Origin of the sequence: Bacteroides sp. AM44-19, assembly GCF_003603395.1 — a bacterium.
Classification (GTDB): domain Bacteria; phylum Bacteroidota; class Bacteroidia; order Bacteroidales; family Bacteroidaceae; genus Bacteroides; species Bacteroides uniformis.
This window is the reverse complement of sequence record NZ_QTNB01000002.1, coordinates 219,226-236,036: the sequence shown is the minus strand read 5'-3', so window position 1 is coordinate 236,036 and position 16,811 is coordinate 219,226. Positions and strand designations below refer to the sequence as shown.

14 protein-coding genes are annotated in these 16,811 nt (G+C 48.6%); 9 read left to right on the top strand and 5 right to left on the bottom strand.

What is annotated here, in order from left to right; all coding sequences use genetic code 11:
- Positions 1-148 precede the first annotated feature (148 nt).
- Both DW947_RS05495 and DW947_RS05490 read left to right on the top strand, forming a co-directional pair.
- Positions 149-3,271: an efflux RND transporter permease subunit gene (locus DW947_RS05495; protein WP_057097545.1), complete on the top strand. Its 3,123-nt coding sequence runs from the start codon at positions 149-151 to the stop codon at positions 3,269-3,271.
- Complete coding sequence (locus DW947_RS05490) at positions 3,264-4,490, top strand: TolC family protein (protein WP_057255759.1); 1,227 nt, start codon at positions 3,264-3,266, stop codon at positions 4,488-4,490. Before DW947_RS05495 ends, DW947_RS05490 begins: the two co-directional genes overlap by 8 nt.
- A 56-nt stretch (positions 4,491-4,546) precedes the next feature.
- Here the strand turns inward: DW947_RS05490 and DW947_RS05485 are convergent, their stop codons facing one another.
- The 4 genes from DW947_RS05485 to DW947_RS05470 form a co-directional block, all read right to left on the bottom strand.
- The gene (locus tag DW947_RS05485) at positions 4,547-5,779 is read right to left on the bottom strand and encodes a serpin family protein (RefSeq protein ID WP_005827075.1); all 1,233 of its coding nucleotides are present in this window, start codon (positions 5,777-5,779) and stop codon (positions 4,547-4,549) included.
- Between the two features lie 209 nt (positions 5,780-5,988).
- Positions 5,989-7,446 carry a methyltransferase RsmF C-terminal domain-like protein gene (locus tag DW947_RS05480; RefSeq protein ID WP_117963456.1) on the bottom strand — a complete coding sequence of 486 codons (1,458 nt, stop codon included), beginning with the start codon at positions 7,444-7,446 and terminating at the stop codon, positions 5,989-5,991.
- A 90-nt stretch (positions 7,447-7,536) separates the two neighbouring features.
- A complete protein-coding gene (locus DW947_RS05475) occupies positions 7,537-9,960 on the bottom strand; it encodes a TonB-dependent receptor (RefSeq protein ID WP_005827082.1) in 2,424 nt (807 codons plus the stop codon).
- Between the two features lie 64 nt (positions 9,961-10,024).
- The gene (locus DW947_RS05470) at positions 10,025-10,366 is read right to left on the bottom strand and encodes a hypothetical protein (RefSeq protein WP_008664012.1); all 342 of its coding nucleotides are present in this window, start codon (positions 10,364-10,366) and stop codon (positions 10,025-10,027) included.
- Between the two features lie 255 nt (positions 10,367-10,621).
- On the opposite strand from DW947_RS05470, the gene DW947_RS05460 reads away from it, so the two are divergent.
- From DW947_RS05460 to DW947_RS05435, 6 genes are all read left to right on the top strand, one after another.
- Positions 10,622-11,245: a DUF6249 domain-containing protein gene (locus DW947_RS05460; RefSeq protein ID WP_005833085.1), complete on the top strand. Its 624-nt coding sequence runs from the start codon at positions 10,622-10,624 to the stop codon at positions 11,243-11,245.
- Positions 11,242-11,787 (top strand): RNA polymerase sigma factor, encoded by a 546-nt coding sequence (locus DW947_RS05455; RefSeq protein WP_009037971.1) that lies wholly within the window; start codon positions 11,242-11,244, stop codon positions 11,785-11,787. Before DW947_RS05460 ends, DW947_RS05455 begins: the two co-directional genes overlap by 4 nt.
- Positions 11,774-12,100, top strand: coding sequence for a DUF5056 domain-containing protein (locus tag DW947_RS05450; RefSeq protein WP_005827095.1), 327 nt, complete (start codon positions 11,774-11,776; stop codon positions 12,098-12,100). The genes DW947_RS05455 and DW947_RS05450 overlap by 14 nt, the downstream gene beginning before the upstream one ends.
- A gap of 62 nt (positions 12,101-12,162) precedes the next feature.
- Complete coding sequence (gene cls / locus DW947_RS05445) at positions 12,163-13,392, top strand: cardiolipin synthase (RefSeq protein WP_171029041.1); 1,230 nt, start codon at positions 12,163-12,165, stop codon at positions 13,390-13,392.
- 72 nt (positions 13,393-13,464) lie between these two features.
- On the top strand, positions 13,465-14,259 hold the full coding sequence (locus DW947_RS05440) for a thymidylate synthase (RefSeq protein WP_005827101.1): 795 nt from the start codon (positions 13,465-13,467) through the stop codon (positions 14,257-14,259).
- A gap of 45 nt (positions 14,260-14,304) precedes the next feature.
- Positions 14,305-14,793, top strand: a complete 489-nt coding sequence (locus tag DW947_RS05435) for a dihydrofolate reductase (protein ID WP_005833093.1) — start codon at positions 14,305-14,307, stop codon at positions 14,791-14,793.
- Positions 14,794-14,795: 2 nt separating this feature from the next.
- On the opposite strand, the gene DW947_RS05430 is transcribed toward DW947_RS05435, so the two are convergent.
- Positions 14,796-15,272, bottom strand: coding sequence for an Lrp/AsnC family transcriptional regulator (locus tag DW947_RS05430; RefSeq protein ID WP_005827104.1), 477 nt, complete (start codon positions 15,270-15,272; stop codon positions 14,796-14,798).
- A 239-nt stretch (positions 15,273-15,511) separates the two neighbouring features.
- Between DW947_RS05430 and DW947_RS05420 the strand changes: the two genes are divergently transcribed.
- Positions 15,512-16,789, top strand: coding sequence for an IgA Peptidase M64 (locus tag DW947_RS05420; protein ID WP_016272989.1), 1,278 nt, complete (start codon positions 15,512-15,514; stop codon positions 16,787-16,789).
- Positions 16,790-16,811: the final 22 nt, after the last annotated feature.

Genomic DNA, 16,811 nt, shown 5'->3' with positions numbered 1-16,811 from the left:
TTTACAAAGTACCATTTCGCTATGCAGTATAAGGGTTACGTGACGAATGGGGAGTGTAAAGTCAGATAAACAAGAAATATTAGATAAAACAGCAAGTGCGGCTGACATTGCGCAGCCCAATTGTACATTGTAAATAGTAAATAAAAAGATGTTAAACAAAATAATTGGTTTTTCTCTTCAGAACCGCATCCTGGTGCTGGTAGCATCGGTGCTGTTGCTGATTGGCGGTACTTATACCGCCATGCATACGGAAGTGGATGTGTTCCCTGACCTCAATGCGCCGACCGTGGTCATCATGACCGAAGCAAATGGTATGGCAGCAGAGGAAGTGGAACAGCTGGTCACTTTTCCCGTAGAAACGGCTGTAAACGGTGCAACGGGTGTGCGCCGTGTACGCTCTTCCTCAACGAACGGTTTTTCTGTAGTCTGGGTAGAATTCGACTGGGATACAGATATCTATCTTGCCCGGCAGATTGTCAGTGAGAAGCTGGCAGTCGTCAGCGAATCCTTACCGGCCAACGTAGGCAAGCCGACACTAGGCCCACAATCGTCCATTTTGGGCGAGATGCTGATTGTAGGTCTGACAGCAGATTCGACCTCTATGCTGGATTTGCGTACCATTGCCGACTGGACCATACGTCCCCGCCTGCTCTCTACGGGCGGTGTGGCACAAGTAGCCGTACTGGGTGGCGACATCAAGGAATATCAAGTGCAGCTGGACCCGGAACGGATGCGCCATTACGGCGTAACATTGAGCGAAGTGATGAACATCACCCGCGAAATGAACTTGAATGCCAATGGTGGAGTGCTCTATGAATATGGCAATGAATATATCGTACGCGGCGTACTTTCTACCGACAAGGTAGACCAGATAGCCAAGGCCGTGGTGCGGAGCAACGGGGTCTCCGGTGCCCCTATCCTGCTGGAAGATATTGCCGACGTTCAAGTCGGAGCCAAACTTCCTAAACTGGGTACCGCCTCGGAACGCGGTAAGCATGCCGTACTGCTGACAGTCACCAAGCAACCCGCCACAAGCACGCTGGAGCTTACAGACAAACTGGAAGCTTCCCTGCAAGACCTGCAGAAGAATCTACCGGCGGACGTAAAGGTTTCCACAGACATCTTCCGTCAAAGCCGTTTCATCGAAAGTTCCATCGGAAACGTTCAGAAGTCGTTGTTGGAGGGAGGTATTTTCGTTGTCATCGTGCTTTTCCTGTTCCTTGCCAACATACGTACCACAGTCATCTCGCTGGTGACACTGCCGTTGTCACTGATTGCCTCCATCCTTGCCCTGCACTATATGGGCTTTACGATAAATACCATGAGCCTGGGAGGTATGGCTATCGCCATCGGTTCGCTGGTGGATGATGCCATCGTGGACGTGGAGAATGTCTACAAGCGTTTGCACGAAAACCGACTGAAACCTGCCGGCGAGCAACTTCCTATTCTGGAAGTGGTGTTCAATGCTTCGAAAGAAGTGCGTATGCCTATCCTCAATTCAACGCTGATTATCATTGTCAGCTTCGTACCACTGTTCTTCCTTAGTGGTATGGAAGGTAGGATGTTGGTACCACTGGGTATTGCGTTCATTGTGGCATTGGCGGCTTCAACTGTTGTGGCACTGACCGTAACGCCGGTACTTTGCTCCTATCTATTGGGAAAAGAGAAAACGAAAAAACAAAACAACGAAAACAGCGATTCTGCCGTAGCACGCAAGATGAAGCAATGGTATGGTTCTGCACTGACTTTCGTATTGGGGCATAAGAAAGGGGTACTGGGAGGTACTATCGGACTATTTGTAGTAGCGCTCGGCTGTTTCTTCACCCTGGGCCGCTCGTTCCTGCCGCCTTTCAATGAAGGTTCGTTCACCATCAATATCTCCTCGCTTCCAGGCATTTCCCTGGAAGAAAGCGACAAGATGGGGCACCGTGCCGAGGAGCTGCTGCTTTCCATCCCCGAAATACAGACCGTGGCCCGTAAAACGGGACGTGCAGAGCTGGACGAACACGCTCTGGGAGTAAACGTCTCTGAGATCGAGGCACCGTTTGAGTTGAAAGACCGCTCGCGCAGCGAGCTCGTGGCAGAAGTCCGCGAAAAACTGGGTACCATTGTAGGGGCAAACGTGGAAATAGGCCAGCCTATCAGCCACCGTATAGACGCCATGCTATCCGGTACAAAGGCGAACATCGCCATCAAACTGTTCGGCGACGACCTGAACCGCATGTTCACTCTGGGCAATGAAATCAAGAGTGCCATCCAGGGGATTCCCGGTATTGCCGACCTGAACGTGGAACAGCAGATTGAGCGTCCGCAACTTGTCATTTCACCCAAACGGGAAATGCTTGCCAAATACGGCATTTCACTGCCCGAATTTTCGGAGTTTGTCAATGTCTGCCTGGCCGGTGAAGCCGTTTCCCAAGTTTACGAAAAGGGAAAGAGCTTCGACCTGACCGTACGCGTGAAAGACAACCTACGCGACGAAATGGAAAAAATACGCAACTTGATGATTGATACGGGCGACGGACAGAAAATTCCACTGAACTATGTAGCGGAAATCCGCTCGGCCATGGGTCCGAACACCATCAGCCGCGAGAATGTAAAGCGTAAAATCGTCATCTCCGCCAACGTGGCCGACCGCGACCTGCGAAGTGTAGTCAATGATATACAAGCCCAGGTAGACGCACAAATCAAACTGCCGGAAGGATACCACATCGAATACGGCGGACAATTCGAAAGCGAGCAGGCAGCAAGCCGCACGCTGGCACTTACTTCGTTCATGTCCATCGTGGTGATATTCCTGCTCCTCTACCATGAATTCCGCAGTGTGAAGGAGAGTGCCATCATCCTTATCAATCTGCCGCTGGCATTGATAGGCGGTGTATTCGCCCTGCTCATCACAACGGGAGAAGTGAGTATCCCCGCCATCATCGGTTTCATCTCACTGTTCGGTATCGCCACCCGAAACGGAATGCTGCTCATCAGCCATTACAACCACTTGCAGCAGGAAGAAGGCTATGGCGTCTACGACAGCGTTATCCGCGGTTCGCTCGACCGTCTGAATCCAATCCTGATGACCGCCCTATCCAGTGCACTGGCACTTATCCCGCTGGCTCTCAGTGGCGACCTGCCGGGCAACGAGATACAAAGCCCGATGGCAAAGGTTATCTTGGGCGGCCTTTTAACATCCACGTTCCTGAACGGTTTCATCATTCCGATTGTTTACCTGATGATGCACCATAACCAACAACCTAAAACGTCAGACAATGAATAAAAGATTTTTCATATTCAGCGCCGCCATCCTCGCTTTTGCGGGGATGAGCGCACAAACGTCCGGCATTGATGCCGTGCTCCAGCAGATAGAGGCCAACAACAAGGAATTGCAGGCTAACTCCCACCTCATTTCCTCACAAAAACTGGAGAACAAGACAAACAACAACCTCCCCGACCCTACACTGTCATACGCCCACCTTTGGGACTCCAAGAACAGTGACGAGACAGTCGGCGAAATGGTCATCTCGCAAAGCTTCGACTTCCCCACGCTTTACGCCACCCGAGGGAAGATGAACCGACTCAAGACAAATGCACTGGATGCACAAGCCACCGCCTTCCGCCAGCAGATATTGTTGCAAGCGAAGGAAGTATGCTTGGACATCATCATGCTGCAACGCCAGCAAGCCCTGCTCGACGAACGGTTGAAGAATGCGGAGGAACTGTCGGCCATGTACACCCGGCGTTTGGAAACGGGAGATGCCAATGCACTGGAAACCAACAAGATTAATCTGGAGTTGCTGAATGTACGCACGGAAGCCCGCATGAACCAGACGGCACTTAACAATAAACTGAAAGAGCTGCTTGTCCTCAACGGAAACCAGCCGCTCACACCGGGACGTCCCAGACCCGGTACCACACCCGACGCCCAAACACTCGGATTGACAGAATACCCGGCAGTGCCGTTGCCGGCCGACTTCCACCCGCTGGCCGACGAACTGCTGGCTTCAGACCCCACCCTGCAATCCTTGCAGGGTGAAAGTTCTGCCGCCCGGAAACAGATTTCGGCAAGCAAGCAAGGCTGGCTGCCCAAACTGGAACTGGGTTACCGTAGAAATACCGAATCGGGGCATCCGCTAAACGGTGTAGTAGTAGGCTTCTCTTTCCCGCTTTTCGAAAACCGCAATAAGGTCAAGATAGCCAAGACACAAGCGCTCAACATTGACTACCAAAAGGAGAACGCCGCACTGCAAGCCAGCTCTGCCTTGTGGCAACTCTATGAAGAGGCCAAGAACCTGCACGCTTCCATGGAGGAATACGAGCGCACCTTCCATCAACAGCAAGACCTTTCTTTACTGAAACAAGCACTTATGGGAGGACAAATCAGTATGATTGAATACTTCGTTGAAATATCGGTTGTCTATCAAAGCAAGACAAACCTCCTGCAACTGGAAAACCAGTATCAGAAGGCAATGGCACAGATATACAAGAGCCGGTTATAAATAGAAAGAGCTGTCTGCGGTTGACAGACAGCTCTTTCTATTTCAATATATTGTAGTTATAGTTTTGTGACTTTACCCATAAACAGAATAACTCCCGTACTCTTCTCCTTTATCAGAAAGATGAAAGGACGGTCCACATAGAACGGAATTACCGTACTTGGTCCGGGAGCGGCCACGTCCATTCCTCCGACAGTTACAGCCGCAGCTTCCGTCCCCTCTTCATTCACTTTCACATAAGTGAACTGTTGCAGCAAACTGATAAACAAATCCTCATCCGCCATTCCGGAAAAATCGGCCGATGGAGTAAAAGCCTCCTGCATTCCCATTGCCATCATATCGTCAATGAGTTCTTTATCATATTCCATTTCAAACCGGGGTAACTTAAGGTTCAAGGCAGAGCTTGATAAACTACTGTTCCATTCCCCCCAGCGCTCGTCATTCAGCTGCGGCAGGCACTCATCCAACGATTTTCCCTCTGCCGGCAAGAGCACCACCATACTGAAAGCCTCATTGCCGTAAGGCAACTCTGCCATTGAGAAATACTCATTCTCGGCATAGTTGAATCTCTCGTCACGAAGATTCATCATGTGTACAGTCGATTTGCTTCCGTCAGCATTCGTAAAAGCCTCTTCTGCCGTATCCGATTTTTTGAATTGATTCTTCCAAATCCCCTTGAAATAAAGCGCATTCAACAGATAAAGACGCGCCGTCTCCGGAATCTCATTCAAGACTTTGGGGATGCAATTATTCGTTTTCCCGGCACACCAGCCGTTTATAATGTCCGGAGCCTTGGGAGAGGCAAAATCCAGCTCCTGCACTTGCGCGTCATACATCTTTTTGTTTACGCTTACAAAGTCGTCATGAACACCGAACCCTTTCTTTATCCAGATGGAATTGGCAATTCCCAACTGTGTGGTATTGTCCAAATCGAGCAACGCCTCCACCAGCTTCTTATTATAGTTGTTCATTTCTTCCAACGAATAGCCCGAAAAGCCCAGGACATCTGTCATCTCAGATAGTGTGTTTCCCAACGCTCCATTGGCAATCATAGACAGACAGAGCGAAGCGCTCAAAGGAGAGATGAACAGATTGGGCTTTTCCACCTCAGTTTTACAAACCTGATTAAAGAAACGGAAAGCGAAATCCGTTCCTAAATCCATCATCTCCTGCTCGGCACGGGTCAAGGCAATGTCTTTGCGAGGCTTGGGTTGTGGTGAAGAGTTGTCGTCACTCTGGCAGGCTGCAAGGATACAAAGTAGGCTTAAGGCAGTAATCGTTTTTTTAAGCATAAGCAAATAGTATTAGTTTTAAAACAGTTATCTATATAGAAAATGCTTGAACAAACAAAATACTGCATTGAAGAAACAATAAAAAATAGTACATTCCTACTCTATTATTATACTGCAAAGTTCTGCATATATATTTGCAGTGTCACTGCAACAGCTCTGCAGTGCTACTGCAAAATATATACAGCAGCTTTGCAGTAACGTGATTGATTTCACCCGGTTATTGTTGCCAATTCCAGCACCCCTTCCGGCAAATATCCGCTGCGTATGCGCCATTCCTGGGGATAAAGATTATTGGCACGGTTACCTATATTCTTGACAAATCCTAGAGGTATCTGTTTGTAGGTGAGCAAGACAATGCCGCGCGGAGCAGTCTCCGAAAGGACAACAGCCTCCTTGCGCAGATAGCTGATGGCCTGCTCGCGGCCTATCTCTTCATGGGCAAAGGCATCCGGATTCAGTGCTATACTCATGGCGAGCCCATGAGCAGGCATCCAGTCTTTTCCTTTCAACTCGGCAACATCTACCCCAGCCTGCACGATACGGAGTGACGAACGCAAAGCCGACAGTTCGGAGAGATACGCTTTAGGGAAAGCGCTGACGTTGTTGCCATTGACGATAAATTCGTAATTATCCGGAACCGCAAACCACTCATACAGTGCCGAAAGCTGTTCTTTGGAAACACCCGGAGTTTTCGCTCCTTTTCCTTGAGGTTTTCTTCCTTTTTCCCAGGATTTCACCTGCCCGGCCCAGGTATTCCCATCGCTCACGCCCGGTTTGCGGAGAACTGCCAAAAAGAATCCTTCCCCCTTCGTCCGATGGGGCAGGAAACGATAGGCGGGAAAGTCCTCTCCCGACAATAGATTACCCGTAATATTCCAGTCAGTAGAAATTTCCAACGGCAATACCTCCGCCCCGAATTCATCCCGTATCCAACGGATGTTCTCTTCGTTTTCCTTTGTATTATAGGTACAAGTACTGTAGATGAGAATGCCTCCGGACTTCAAGCAAGGCCAGATATCCGTAACGATGCGACGCTGGCGCTGCCAGCAGATTTCCACATTCTCCCCACTCCACTCACTTACCGCAACGGGGTCTTTACGGAACATCCCCTCGCCAGAGCAGGGGACATCCGTCAATATGACGTCGAAGAAGTCCGTCAAGGAAGAAAAATCTGCCGGGTCATTATTAGTGACCACCACACCGGAATGCCCCCACTTCGTAAGATTCTCCGCCAATACCTGCGAGCGGTTGCGGATTACCTCATTGGCCACCAGCAGACTGCCTGCGGGCAACACGCTACGGGCATGCGTGGATTTCCCGCCGGGAGCCGCACAGAGGTCAAGCATCACCACCGGTCCTTCGCCCACATACCGCCTCAAAGCCTGCTCCACAAACATAGACGAAGCCTCCTGCACATAGTAGCAGCCTGCATGAAACAGCGGGTCAAAAGTGAATGTCAGCCGCTTGTCCAGATAGTATCCGGCAGCAGACCAAGGGACATGCCTAAAAGAGGAACGAAAAAGACTGAATGAAGATTCCGGTAATTTATCTTCATTCAGTCGGATACTGACCGGCTGCTCCCCTTCCAGGGCGGCAGCCAGCTTTTCATATTCTTCCACACCCAAGAGGGCGCGTGTATAATCGGTGAAAGATGAGGGTAGCTTCATGCTTTGAACTGTTTTATGGCAGCAAAGATAGTGCAAAATACGTTTCACCAATCTACGGGGCTAAACAAAAAGCACGGTTCAATACTCTTTTTAAAAACTGAGTTTCACCCCTGCAAAATAGGAACGCGGTGCACCCGGTCCGTAGATATAACCGGAATCGCGGCTCGCTCCTTTATCAAAATCTTTCTGATAAGAATTGAATATATTCTGTACACCGGCATTGAGCTGCAAACAGAACCCTTGAAAATCAAAGTCGTAAGCTATCTTTGTTCCAAGCTCAAAGAAGTCCGGACTCTTTACCAATACATCCGCCTCACCGTTCACCTCCGAAAGCAAATGGGGAACGTACATCCGCCCGGTATAATTGCCGTTCAAAGCTATTGAGAAGGCTTTAACCGGCATATAGGTAGCTGTAAAGTAGCCGTAGACGTCGGGAGTACGCAGTATCTTGTCGCTGTAACGTTCTTTCTCCGACAAGTGCTCCTCATCCGCACTCCATTCTTCGGGAGAGTCATAGATACTTCGTTGAAGCGTCAGCCCTGCCTGCAACTGAACCTTATCCTTATAGGCAACCTTTCCTTCCAATGTGCCGCCATACACTTTAGCTCCCGAACCATTGATACGGGTCTGTATCAGATAAGCGCTACCATCCGGGTCTTTCACCGGAGGCGTCAGGACAAACGGGTCGGAAAGTTTCGTGTAGAAGCCTTCCACCAGTAGGTTTGCCTGGAAATCTCCGAAATAGTGGTACCAATCTACCGAAGCATTGAAGCTGCGCGAACGCTCTTCCTTCAATCCTTTGGCGCGGACAATGGAAACCAACTCTCCACCCACATTACTGATATGCAGATCTTCATCAAACGCTTGTGGAGCACGGAATCCCTCAGCATAACTGAAACGGATATTCACATCCTGAGTAGGATTGTAACGGATATTGGCACGGGGACTGAAAACAGCCTTGTCCATGATGCTGTTTTTATCTACGCGCCCGCCAATCAGGAAACTCCACTGTTCGTTCTTCCACTCATTCTGGGCATAGACGCTTGCTATATTCACCACTTGGTTCAACGGGGCGGGGGTATATTTCTCAATCAGTTGTTGCAAGCGGTCACCCGTTGCCGTAGGATCTTCGGCCAAAGCAGCATCACGATACTTCTGTACGTCCGTTGCCTTGTCATGCAGATTGTCGTGATTGAACTCAATGCCTCCGGTCAAATCGGCAGGCATAAACAGACACTTGTCAAAATGATAAATATACTGGGCACCCAGCACACCGGTAAAGTCCGTAGTCATTCCATAAGCGCTGTAATAACTATTGCGCACGATGTGCTGAGCCGAAGCATAGGTACTGAACGTATGTTTCTGGTTTTTGGAGAAAGCCGTGAACTTGAGCCCACCCGTGTTGATGGAATGTTTCAGCTGTTCCACCAGTCCGGGCGCCCCGGTACCGTTCAATCCGGCATCCTCGGCTATATGAGGGGGAAGGCTGAAGCCACTTCCACCACGGCGGAATTCCTCCATATGATGGTATTCAAGGCTCAGCTTGGAATAGGCACTTGTCCGGTAGTAAGCATTCAGACCGACAGTCTGGTTCTTCAGCTTCGGTAATTCGGAAAAACCGTCTCCGTTGGAGTCCCATGCCGAACGATGCCTGCTCTGGCCGTACACATAAGCCCCCATCTTACTGTCCGAAGAAACCAAGGAAAGATTCAGGGTCGTGTTGTTGTCGAACGAGCCGGAACCGTCGAAATTGGAAATGGTATGCGAGAAAGAACCGGAATTGCGAATCGGTTCCTTCGTAATGATATTCACCGTCCCGGCAATGGCCGAAGAACCGAACAAGGCTGAACCACCTCCACGCACCACTTCCACACGCTCTATCATGTTGGCGGGAATCTGTTCCAACCCATACACACCGGCCAGAGAGGAAAAGATGGGACGTGAGTCTATCAATATTTGGGTATATTTCCCATCCAGCCCGTTGATGCGCACTTGTGAATAACCGCAATTCTGGCAATCGGTCTCCACCCGCACACCTGGCTGAAAGGCCAGTCCTTGCGACAAAGTATGCGAGTTTGTCTGCTCAAACAGTTTAGGAGTGACCACTTTGACCAAAGTGGGTGCCAAGCGCCGGGCAGTCTCATTGCGGTTGGCTGTGACTACCACCCCGTCCAGTGCCACCATGTCTTCTTCCAACTCAAAGTTCTCTTCCAAGGTCTTACCACGTTTCAGAACGACTTTGCGCTCCTGCGACTTATAACCTACGGCACTGACGGACAACGTGAACTCACCTTCAGGCAGATTCTTTAGGAAATAGTGACCGGTGGCATCGGTCATGGTCCCGATGGTGGTGCCTTTCAGCGAAACTGTCATATAAGGCAAATGTTCCCTTGTACTTTTTTCTATTACATGACCGACAATATTGGCATCGGTACTCTTCAAATCTTCGGCATAAACGGTTGATGAGAGTAACAGACATACTGCTCCCACCACAAAAAATATATATTTTTTCATGTACTTCTAAAATAATATGTTAATCAATGAGGTTGACGCAATCCCACAACGGAATTGCCTTAATCTATCGGATTTGAAAAAAAGAAGGGGGAGCACGCAGGCAAATACCGCCACGAAGCTTTACACACTTGATGCATTCCGTGGTAAGAATGCTCAGTACACACAACAAAACAAGGAAAACCGTCGCGGCAACCGGAAGCAACGGAAGGGAAGAAGAGACGAAAGAGGCTAGATAGAAAATGGTTTCCAACTGCACCTCTGTATGCTCATGCTGGCCCTTGAATGGATGGGAATGCACAATGATAACACCATTCACCACATGCGAGTGGGTAAACAGCGTAATTCCTCCCAGATAGGCAATGAACAGCAGAGGGAGGAAACACTTCATTATATTCCTCAACTTCATCAAGACTTCCCAATAAAAACAGATGCGCAAAGATAACAGTATTTACAATAAGAAACAACCCGGTTTGTATATTTACCTCTATTTACAGTCGCAAATACCTACTTCTTGTTATTCCGGAAAAAAGACAATAAGACATTTTCACGGAAAAATATCGCCTTATTTCCGGTTTTCTAAAAAAAATATCTTCTCTTTGCAACTTTATAAAGGTGACGACACGTCTAACCAACAAAGAAACAAATTAAAAGACCATAGATTATGAAACGTATCATTTTTGGATTAATGCTCGCCATGATGTTCTGCACACTGGTGCAAGGCGCAAACAGAACCGTAACAGAGAACGACGGTCAGGGGAACAAGAAAAGAGTCATCGAATTGAGAGACACTGTCATCAATGGAGAAACCGTAACAGACACACTCAGCATCATGACTTATGAAAACGGTACCGGCAGTAGCGATGCTCCGGAAAAATGGAGAACCCACCACAGCAGTATGGACTGGAACGGGTTCGACCTCGGGAGCAAGACCTCGGAGACCGTGATTGCCGTAACAGCCATCGTCTTTGTATTCGGACTGCCGCTACTCATCATATTCGTAGTATTCTTCTTCCGCTATAAAAACCGGAAAGCCAAGTACCGCCTGGCGGAACAGGCCCTGGCCAGCGGACAGCAACTGCCTGAAAACTTCTTCAAAGAAGCCGCAGCAACGGATATCCGCAGCAAAGGCATCAACAACATATTCGTCGGCATCGGCCTGTTCATCTTCCTTTGGGCCATTACCGGAGAATTCGGTCTCGGATGTATCGGCTTACTCGTCATGTTCACCGGCTTCGGACAATTGGTGATTTTCTACAGCCAACAGAAGAAGAACGAAGAAAAATGAGTCAGATGGGTGACATATCGTTAGTCGCACAGGTCGTGGTGTTTCACAACACCAGGGCCTTCGACCAGTTGGTAAAGAAGTACCAGTCGCCCGTGCGGCGGTTCTTCCTGCACCAGACCTGCGGCGACAGCGAGTTGAGTGACGACCTGGCACAAGATACGTTTATCAAGGCCTATACAAACATCGCTTCGTTCAAGAATCTGTCCAGCTTCTCAACCTGGCTCTACCGTATTGCCTATAACGTTTTTTATGATTATATTCGCAGCCGGAAAGAAACGGACGATTTGGATACGTACCGAGTGGACGCTCAATGCAGCACACTGCAGCAGGACGTGGGACAGCACATGGACATTTACCGTGCCCTGGCCACACTGAAGGAAATGGAACGCACCTGCATCACGCTCTTCTACATGGAAGACCAAAGCATCGAAAAGATTGCAGGTATCACCGGATGTCCGGCGGGAACGGTAAAAAGCCACCTCTCGCGGGCGAAAGACAAAATGGCTTCCTACTTAAAACAAAATGGTTATGATGGAAAATGATGATAAACTCCTGACTTCATTCTTTGCCGAACACCGGCAGGAAATAGCCGATAACGGGTTCAGCCGCCGCGTACTGCGACATCTGCCCGACCGTAGCCGCCACTTGGCGCAGATATGGACAGCATTCTGCTTTACTCTGGCCCTCGTACTGTTCGTCTCCCTCGACGGAGTGCAGCTGATACTGGACACCTTGCGCGAAACCTTCGATACTGCCATCCGGAGCGGAGCTTCGGAGCTTGACCCCAAGTCGTTAATCATTGCCGGAGTGGTATTGCTCTATTTCGGTTACCGCAAGATTTCATCTATGGCATAGTTGTTTTTCAATGATAAATCGTATCTTTGTCCCCTCATAAAACTAACTAAGAGGAGAAAGTTTTGAGAAAGATTCTATTCATCATATTATTCGTTTTTTCTATTGGGAATGCCGGGGCGCAAGCAACAAGCGATTCCATTGTCATGAATTACTTGAAGGAAATGGGCGCCCCCGTCACTTATAACAATGAAGTGAAATTGCTGATGACCGGCCATGACAAGTTCGTCGATCTCTTCGAGAATATCCGCCATGCCCGGCATCATATCCATTTGGAATACTTCAACTTCCGCAACGACTCCATAGCCAATGCCTTGTTCAGCCTTCTGGCAGAGAAAGTCAAGGAGGGAGTTGAAGTCCGCGCCATGTTCGATGCCTTCGGCAACTGGTCCAACAACCAACCATTGAAAGAACGCCATCTGAAATCCATCCGCGCCCAAGGCATCGAAATCGTTAAGTTCGATCCTATCACTTTTCCCTGGGTGAATCATGCCATACACCGCGACCATCGGAAAATAGTAGTGATTGACGGAAAGATAGGTTATACCGGCGGCATGAACATTGCCGACTACTACATCAACGGATTGCCTAAAATCGGTAAATGGCACGATATGCACATACATCTTGAAGGAGATGCCGTGCGCTATCTGCAGGGCATCTTCCTGACCATGTGGAACCGGGAAACGGGACAACACGTAGGTGGACCTGCCTACTTCCCGGATACTCAGCAACTGCCCGACAGTATTGCCGAAGAAATAGCCATCGTGGACCGCACGCCACGCGAAACACCACGCTCCATCAGCCATGCCTATGCAGCTTCCATACAAGCCGCACAGAAGAGCATCCGAATCGTGAATCCTTATTTCGTTCCGACCAAATCAATCCGCAAGGCAATCAAGAACGCACTGAAAAAAGGTACTGAAGTGGAAATCATGATACCTGCCGTGTCAGACATAGCCTTTACACCGGATGCCTCATTCTATATAGCACATAAGCTGATGAAGAAAGGAGCCAAGATATATCTCTTCAACGGCGGCTTCCACCATTCCAAGATAATGATGGTAGACAGCACTTTCTGCACAGTAGGTACCGCCAATCTCAACAGCCGCAGCCTGCGCTACGACTACGAGACAAACGCTTTCATCTTCGACCCTAAGACCACCAATGAGCTGAATGCCATGTTCGAACGGGACGTGCAAAACAGTACACTACTCACTCCCGAAGTCTGGAAAAAGCGTTCCGGATGGAAGAAATTCGTAGGCTGGGTGGGGAACTTGATGACCCCCTTCCTCTAATTTTTAATTATTAATTATTAATTATTAATTAATTCCCCTACCTTTGCGTTCGGATAAAAACAGAGCTACATCATGAAACAATATTTAGACCTGCTGAACCGCGTACTGACCGAAGGCGTAGAGAAAAGCGACCGTACGGGTACCGGCACCATCAGCGTATTCGGCCACCAGATGCGTTTCAACATGGATGAAGGCTTCCCCTGCCTTACTACCAAGAAGCTGCATCTGAAATCAATCATATACGAACTGCTATGGTTCCTCCAAGGAGACACCAATGTGAAATATCTTCAGGACAACGGTGTACGCATCTGGAACGAATGGGCGGACGAAAACGGTGACCTGGGACATATCTACGGGTATCAATGGCGCTCCTGGCCGAACTATAAAGGTGGATTCATCGACCAAATCAGCGAAGCTGTAGAAACCATCAAGCACAATCCCGACTCACGCCGGATTATAGTCAGCGCATGGAATGTAGGCGATTTGGACAACATGAACCTCCCTCCCTGCCACGCTTTCTTCCAGTTCTATGTCGCCAACGGACGGCTGAGCCTGCAACTGTACCAGCGTAGTGCGGACATTTTTTTAGGAGTGCCTTTCAACATTGCTTCCTATGCCCTGCTCCTGCAGATGATGGCGCAAGTCACCGGACTGAAAGCCGGAGATTTCATCCATACCTTAGGAGACGCCCACATCTATCTGAACCATCTGGAGCAGGTAAAGCTCCAACTATCTCGTGAACCGCGGGATTTGCCGCAGATGAGAATCAATCCGGATGTGAAAAACATCTTCGATTTCAAGTTCGAGGATTTTGAGTTGGTCAACTATAACCCGCATCCGCATATTGCAGGGAAAGTGTCAGTATAAATCCTACAATAAAAAGATAGAAAGAGAAAAGAATTTTACACACATATGATTAGTATTATCGCCGCAGTAGATAGAAAAAGAGGTATCGGTTATCAGAACCGGTTGTTATTCTGGCTTCCCAATGATTTGAAGCGTTTCAAAGCCCTCACCACGGGAAATACCATCATCATGGGCCGAAAGACCTTTGAATCTCTCCCCAAAGGCGCGCTTCCCAACCGCCGCAACGTTGTTCTGTCCACTCAAAAAGATTTGATTTGTCCCGATGCAGAAGTTTTTTCCTCACTGGAAGAAGCACTGAACAGTTGCCAGCCCGACGAACACGTCTACATCATCGGCGGTGCAAGCGTTTATCGCCAGGCACTCCCCTTTGCAGGTGCCCTCTGCCTGACCGAGGTGGATGCAGAAGCCCCTCAGGTGGATGCCTACTTTCCCGAAGTCGCTCCGACTGTATGGCAAGAAAAAAGCAGGGAGTCCCATCCCGCAGATGAGAAGCATCCCTGCCCTTATGCATTCGTCGATTATATCCGCCGGTAGAATTAATCTTCCTCTTCTTCTACCGTTATAGGCATCTGCCGCTTGATGGCTTCATGGAAAGATATCAAGGTTTCCGTACGCGCCAGTCCCAGCGGTTGCAACTTATCATGTATGATGCTCAGCAAATGATGGTTGTTGCGGGCATAAAGCTTTATGAACATATCATACTTGCCCGTTGTAAAATGGCATTCCACAATCTCGGGGATAGCTTCCAATGCTCTCGTTACAGCATCGAAGGAAGCAGGATCCTTTAGGTAGATACCGATATAGGCGCATGTTTCATATCCTATCTTCTCCGGATCAATCACATATTCAGAACCTTTCAATATACCTAAGTTTGTCAGCTTTTGAATGCGCTGATGAATGGCTGCTCCCGATACATTACAAGCTCTAGCCACTTCAAGGAAAGGAATGCGTGCATTATCGGCTATAAGTTTTAAAATCTGTTCGTCTAAAGTATCCAACTGATGATGTCCCATTTCAAATTCTAATGATTAATAAATTACTATATCTCCCGCATATCTATACGGCAACATGCAAAGTTAGCTATTTTTTCGCCAATAAAAATACGGTTTATAACTTTTCTTACAAAAAAAAGAATAATACCGCATATCAGGCATTTCAAAGTGCATATGCAAAATTCCATCTCGCACGACCGGAAAATTGCAGATGAGCTTTAAAGATATTATCTTTGTCGTAGCAATAATAATGAACTGTTATGAAAAAGTATTCCTTATTCCTATTATGCCTGATGGCGGCAATATCCTTGCATGCCCAACGCTTTGCCGATTATTTTGCAGATAAGACCCTGCGTGTCGACTATATCTTTACCGGAAATGCAGCCAGACAAGAAATATGCCTGGACGGATTGTCTTGTCTACCCTCTTGGGCAGGAAGGAAGCATCATTTGTCTGAGTTGCCCTTGCAAGGAAACGGACAAATCATTATGCGGGATGCAGCCAATGGCAGCGTAATCTACAAAACATCCTTTTCTTCGCTCTTCCAGGAGTGGCTGGAAACGGATGAAGCCAAAGCAGTGACCAAAGGATTCGAAAACACCTTTCTCCTTCCCTATCCCCTTCGTCCTGCAGAAATAGAAATAACACTTCTCGACCCGCGTAGAAATGTACGGGCAAGCATGAAACATACGGTCAGTCCCGACGACATCCTGATACATCAGAAAGGTACTGCCCACATCACACCACATAAATATCTGCTGCAAAGCGGCAATACGGCCAAATGCATCGACGTAGCCATCCTTGCAGAAGGATATACTCCCGAAGAGATGCCGGTATTCTACGAAGACGCAGCCATTGCCTGCGAAAGTCTGTTTGCCCACGAACCCTTCCGGTCCATGAAAAAGCACTTCAACATTGTAGCAGTGGCCAGCCCCTCCGAAGACAGCGGAGTAAGCGTACCACGCCTCGGAGAATGGAAACGGACAGCATTCAGCTCTCATTTCAGCACATTCTATTCAGACCGGTATCTGACAACCTCCCGTGTCAAATCCATACACGATGCGCTGGCGGGAATACCGTATGAACACATCATCATCCTTGCCAATACGGAAGAATACGGAGGCGGTGGAATCTATAATTCCTATACCCTTACTACCGCCCACCATCCCATGTTCCGCCCCGTTGTGGTACATGAGTTCGGGCATAGCTTTGGCGGACTGGCCGATGAATACTTCTACGACAATGACGTGATGACAGATACCTATCCACTAGATGTGGAACCCTGGGAACAGAACATCAGCACAAGAATCGATTTCACTTCCAAATGGAAAGATATGCTTGCTCAAGGAACTCCCGTTCCTACTCCCTCTTCTGAAAGTGGAACATATCCCGTAGGCGTATATGAAGGAGCTGGCTATTCTGCCAAAGGCATCTACCGTCCGGCAGACAATTGCCGCATGCGCACCAATGAATACCCTACTTTCTGCCCGGTCTGCCAACGGGCCATCTGCCGCGTCATTGAATTTTATACTGAATAAAAACAAACTAAACTAAAAGAAC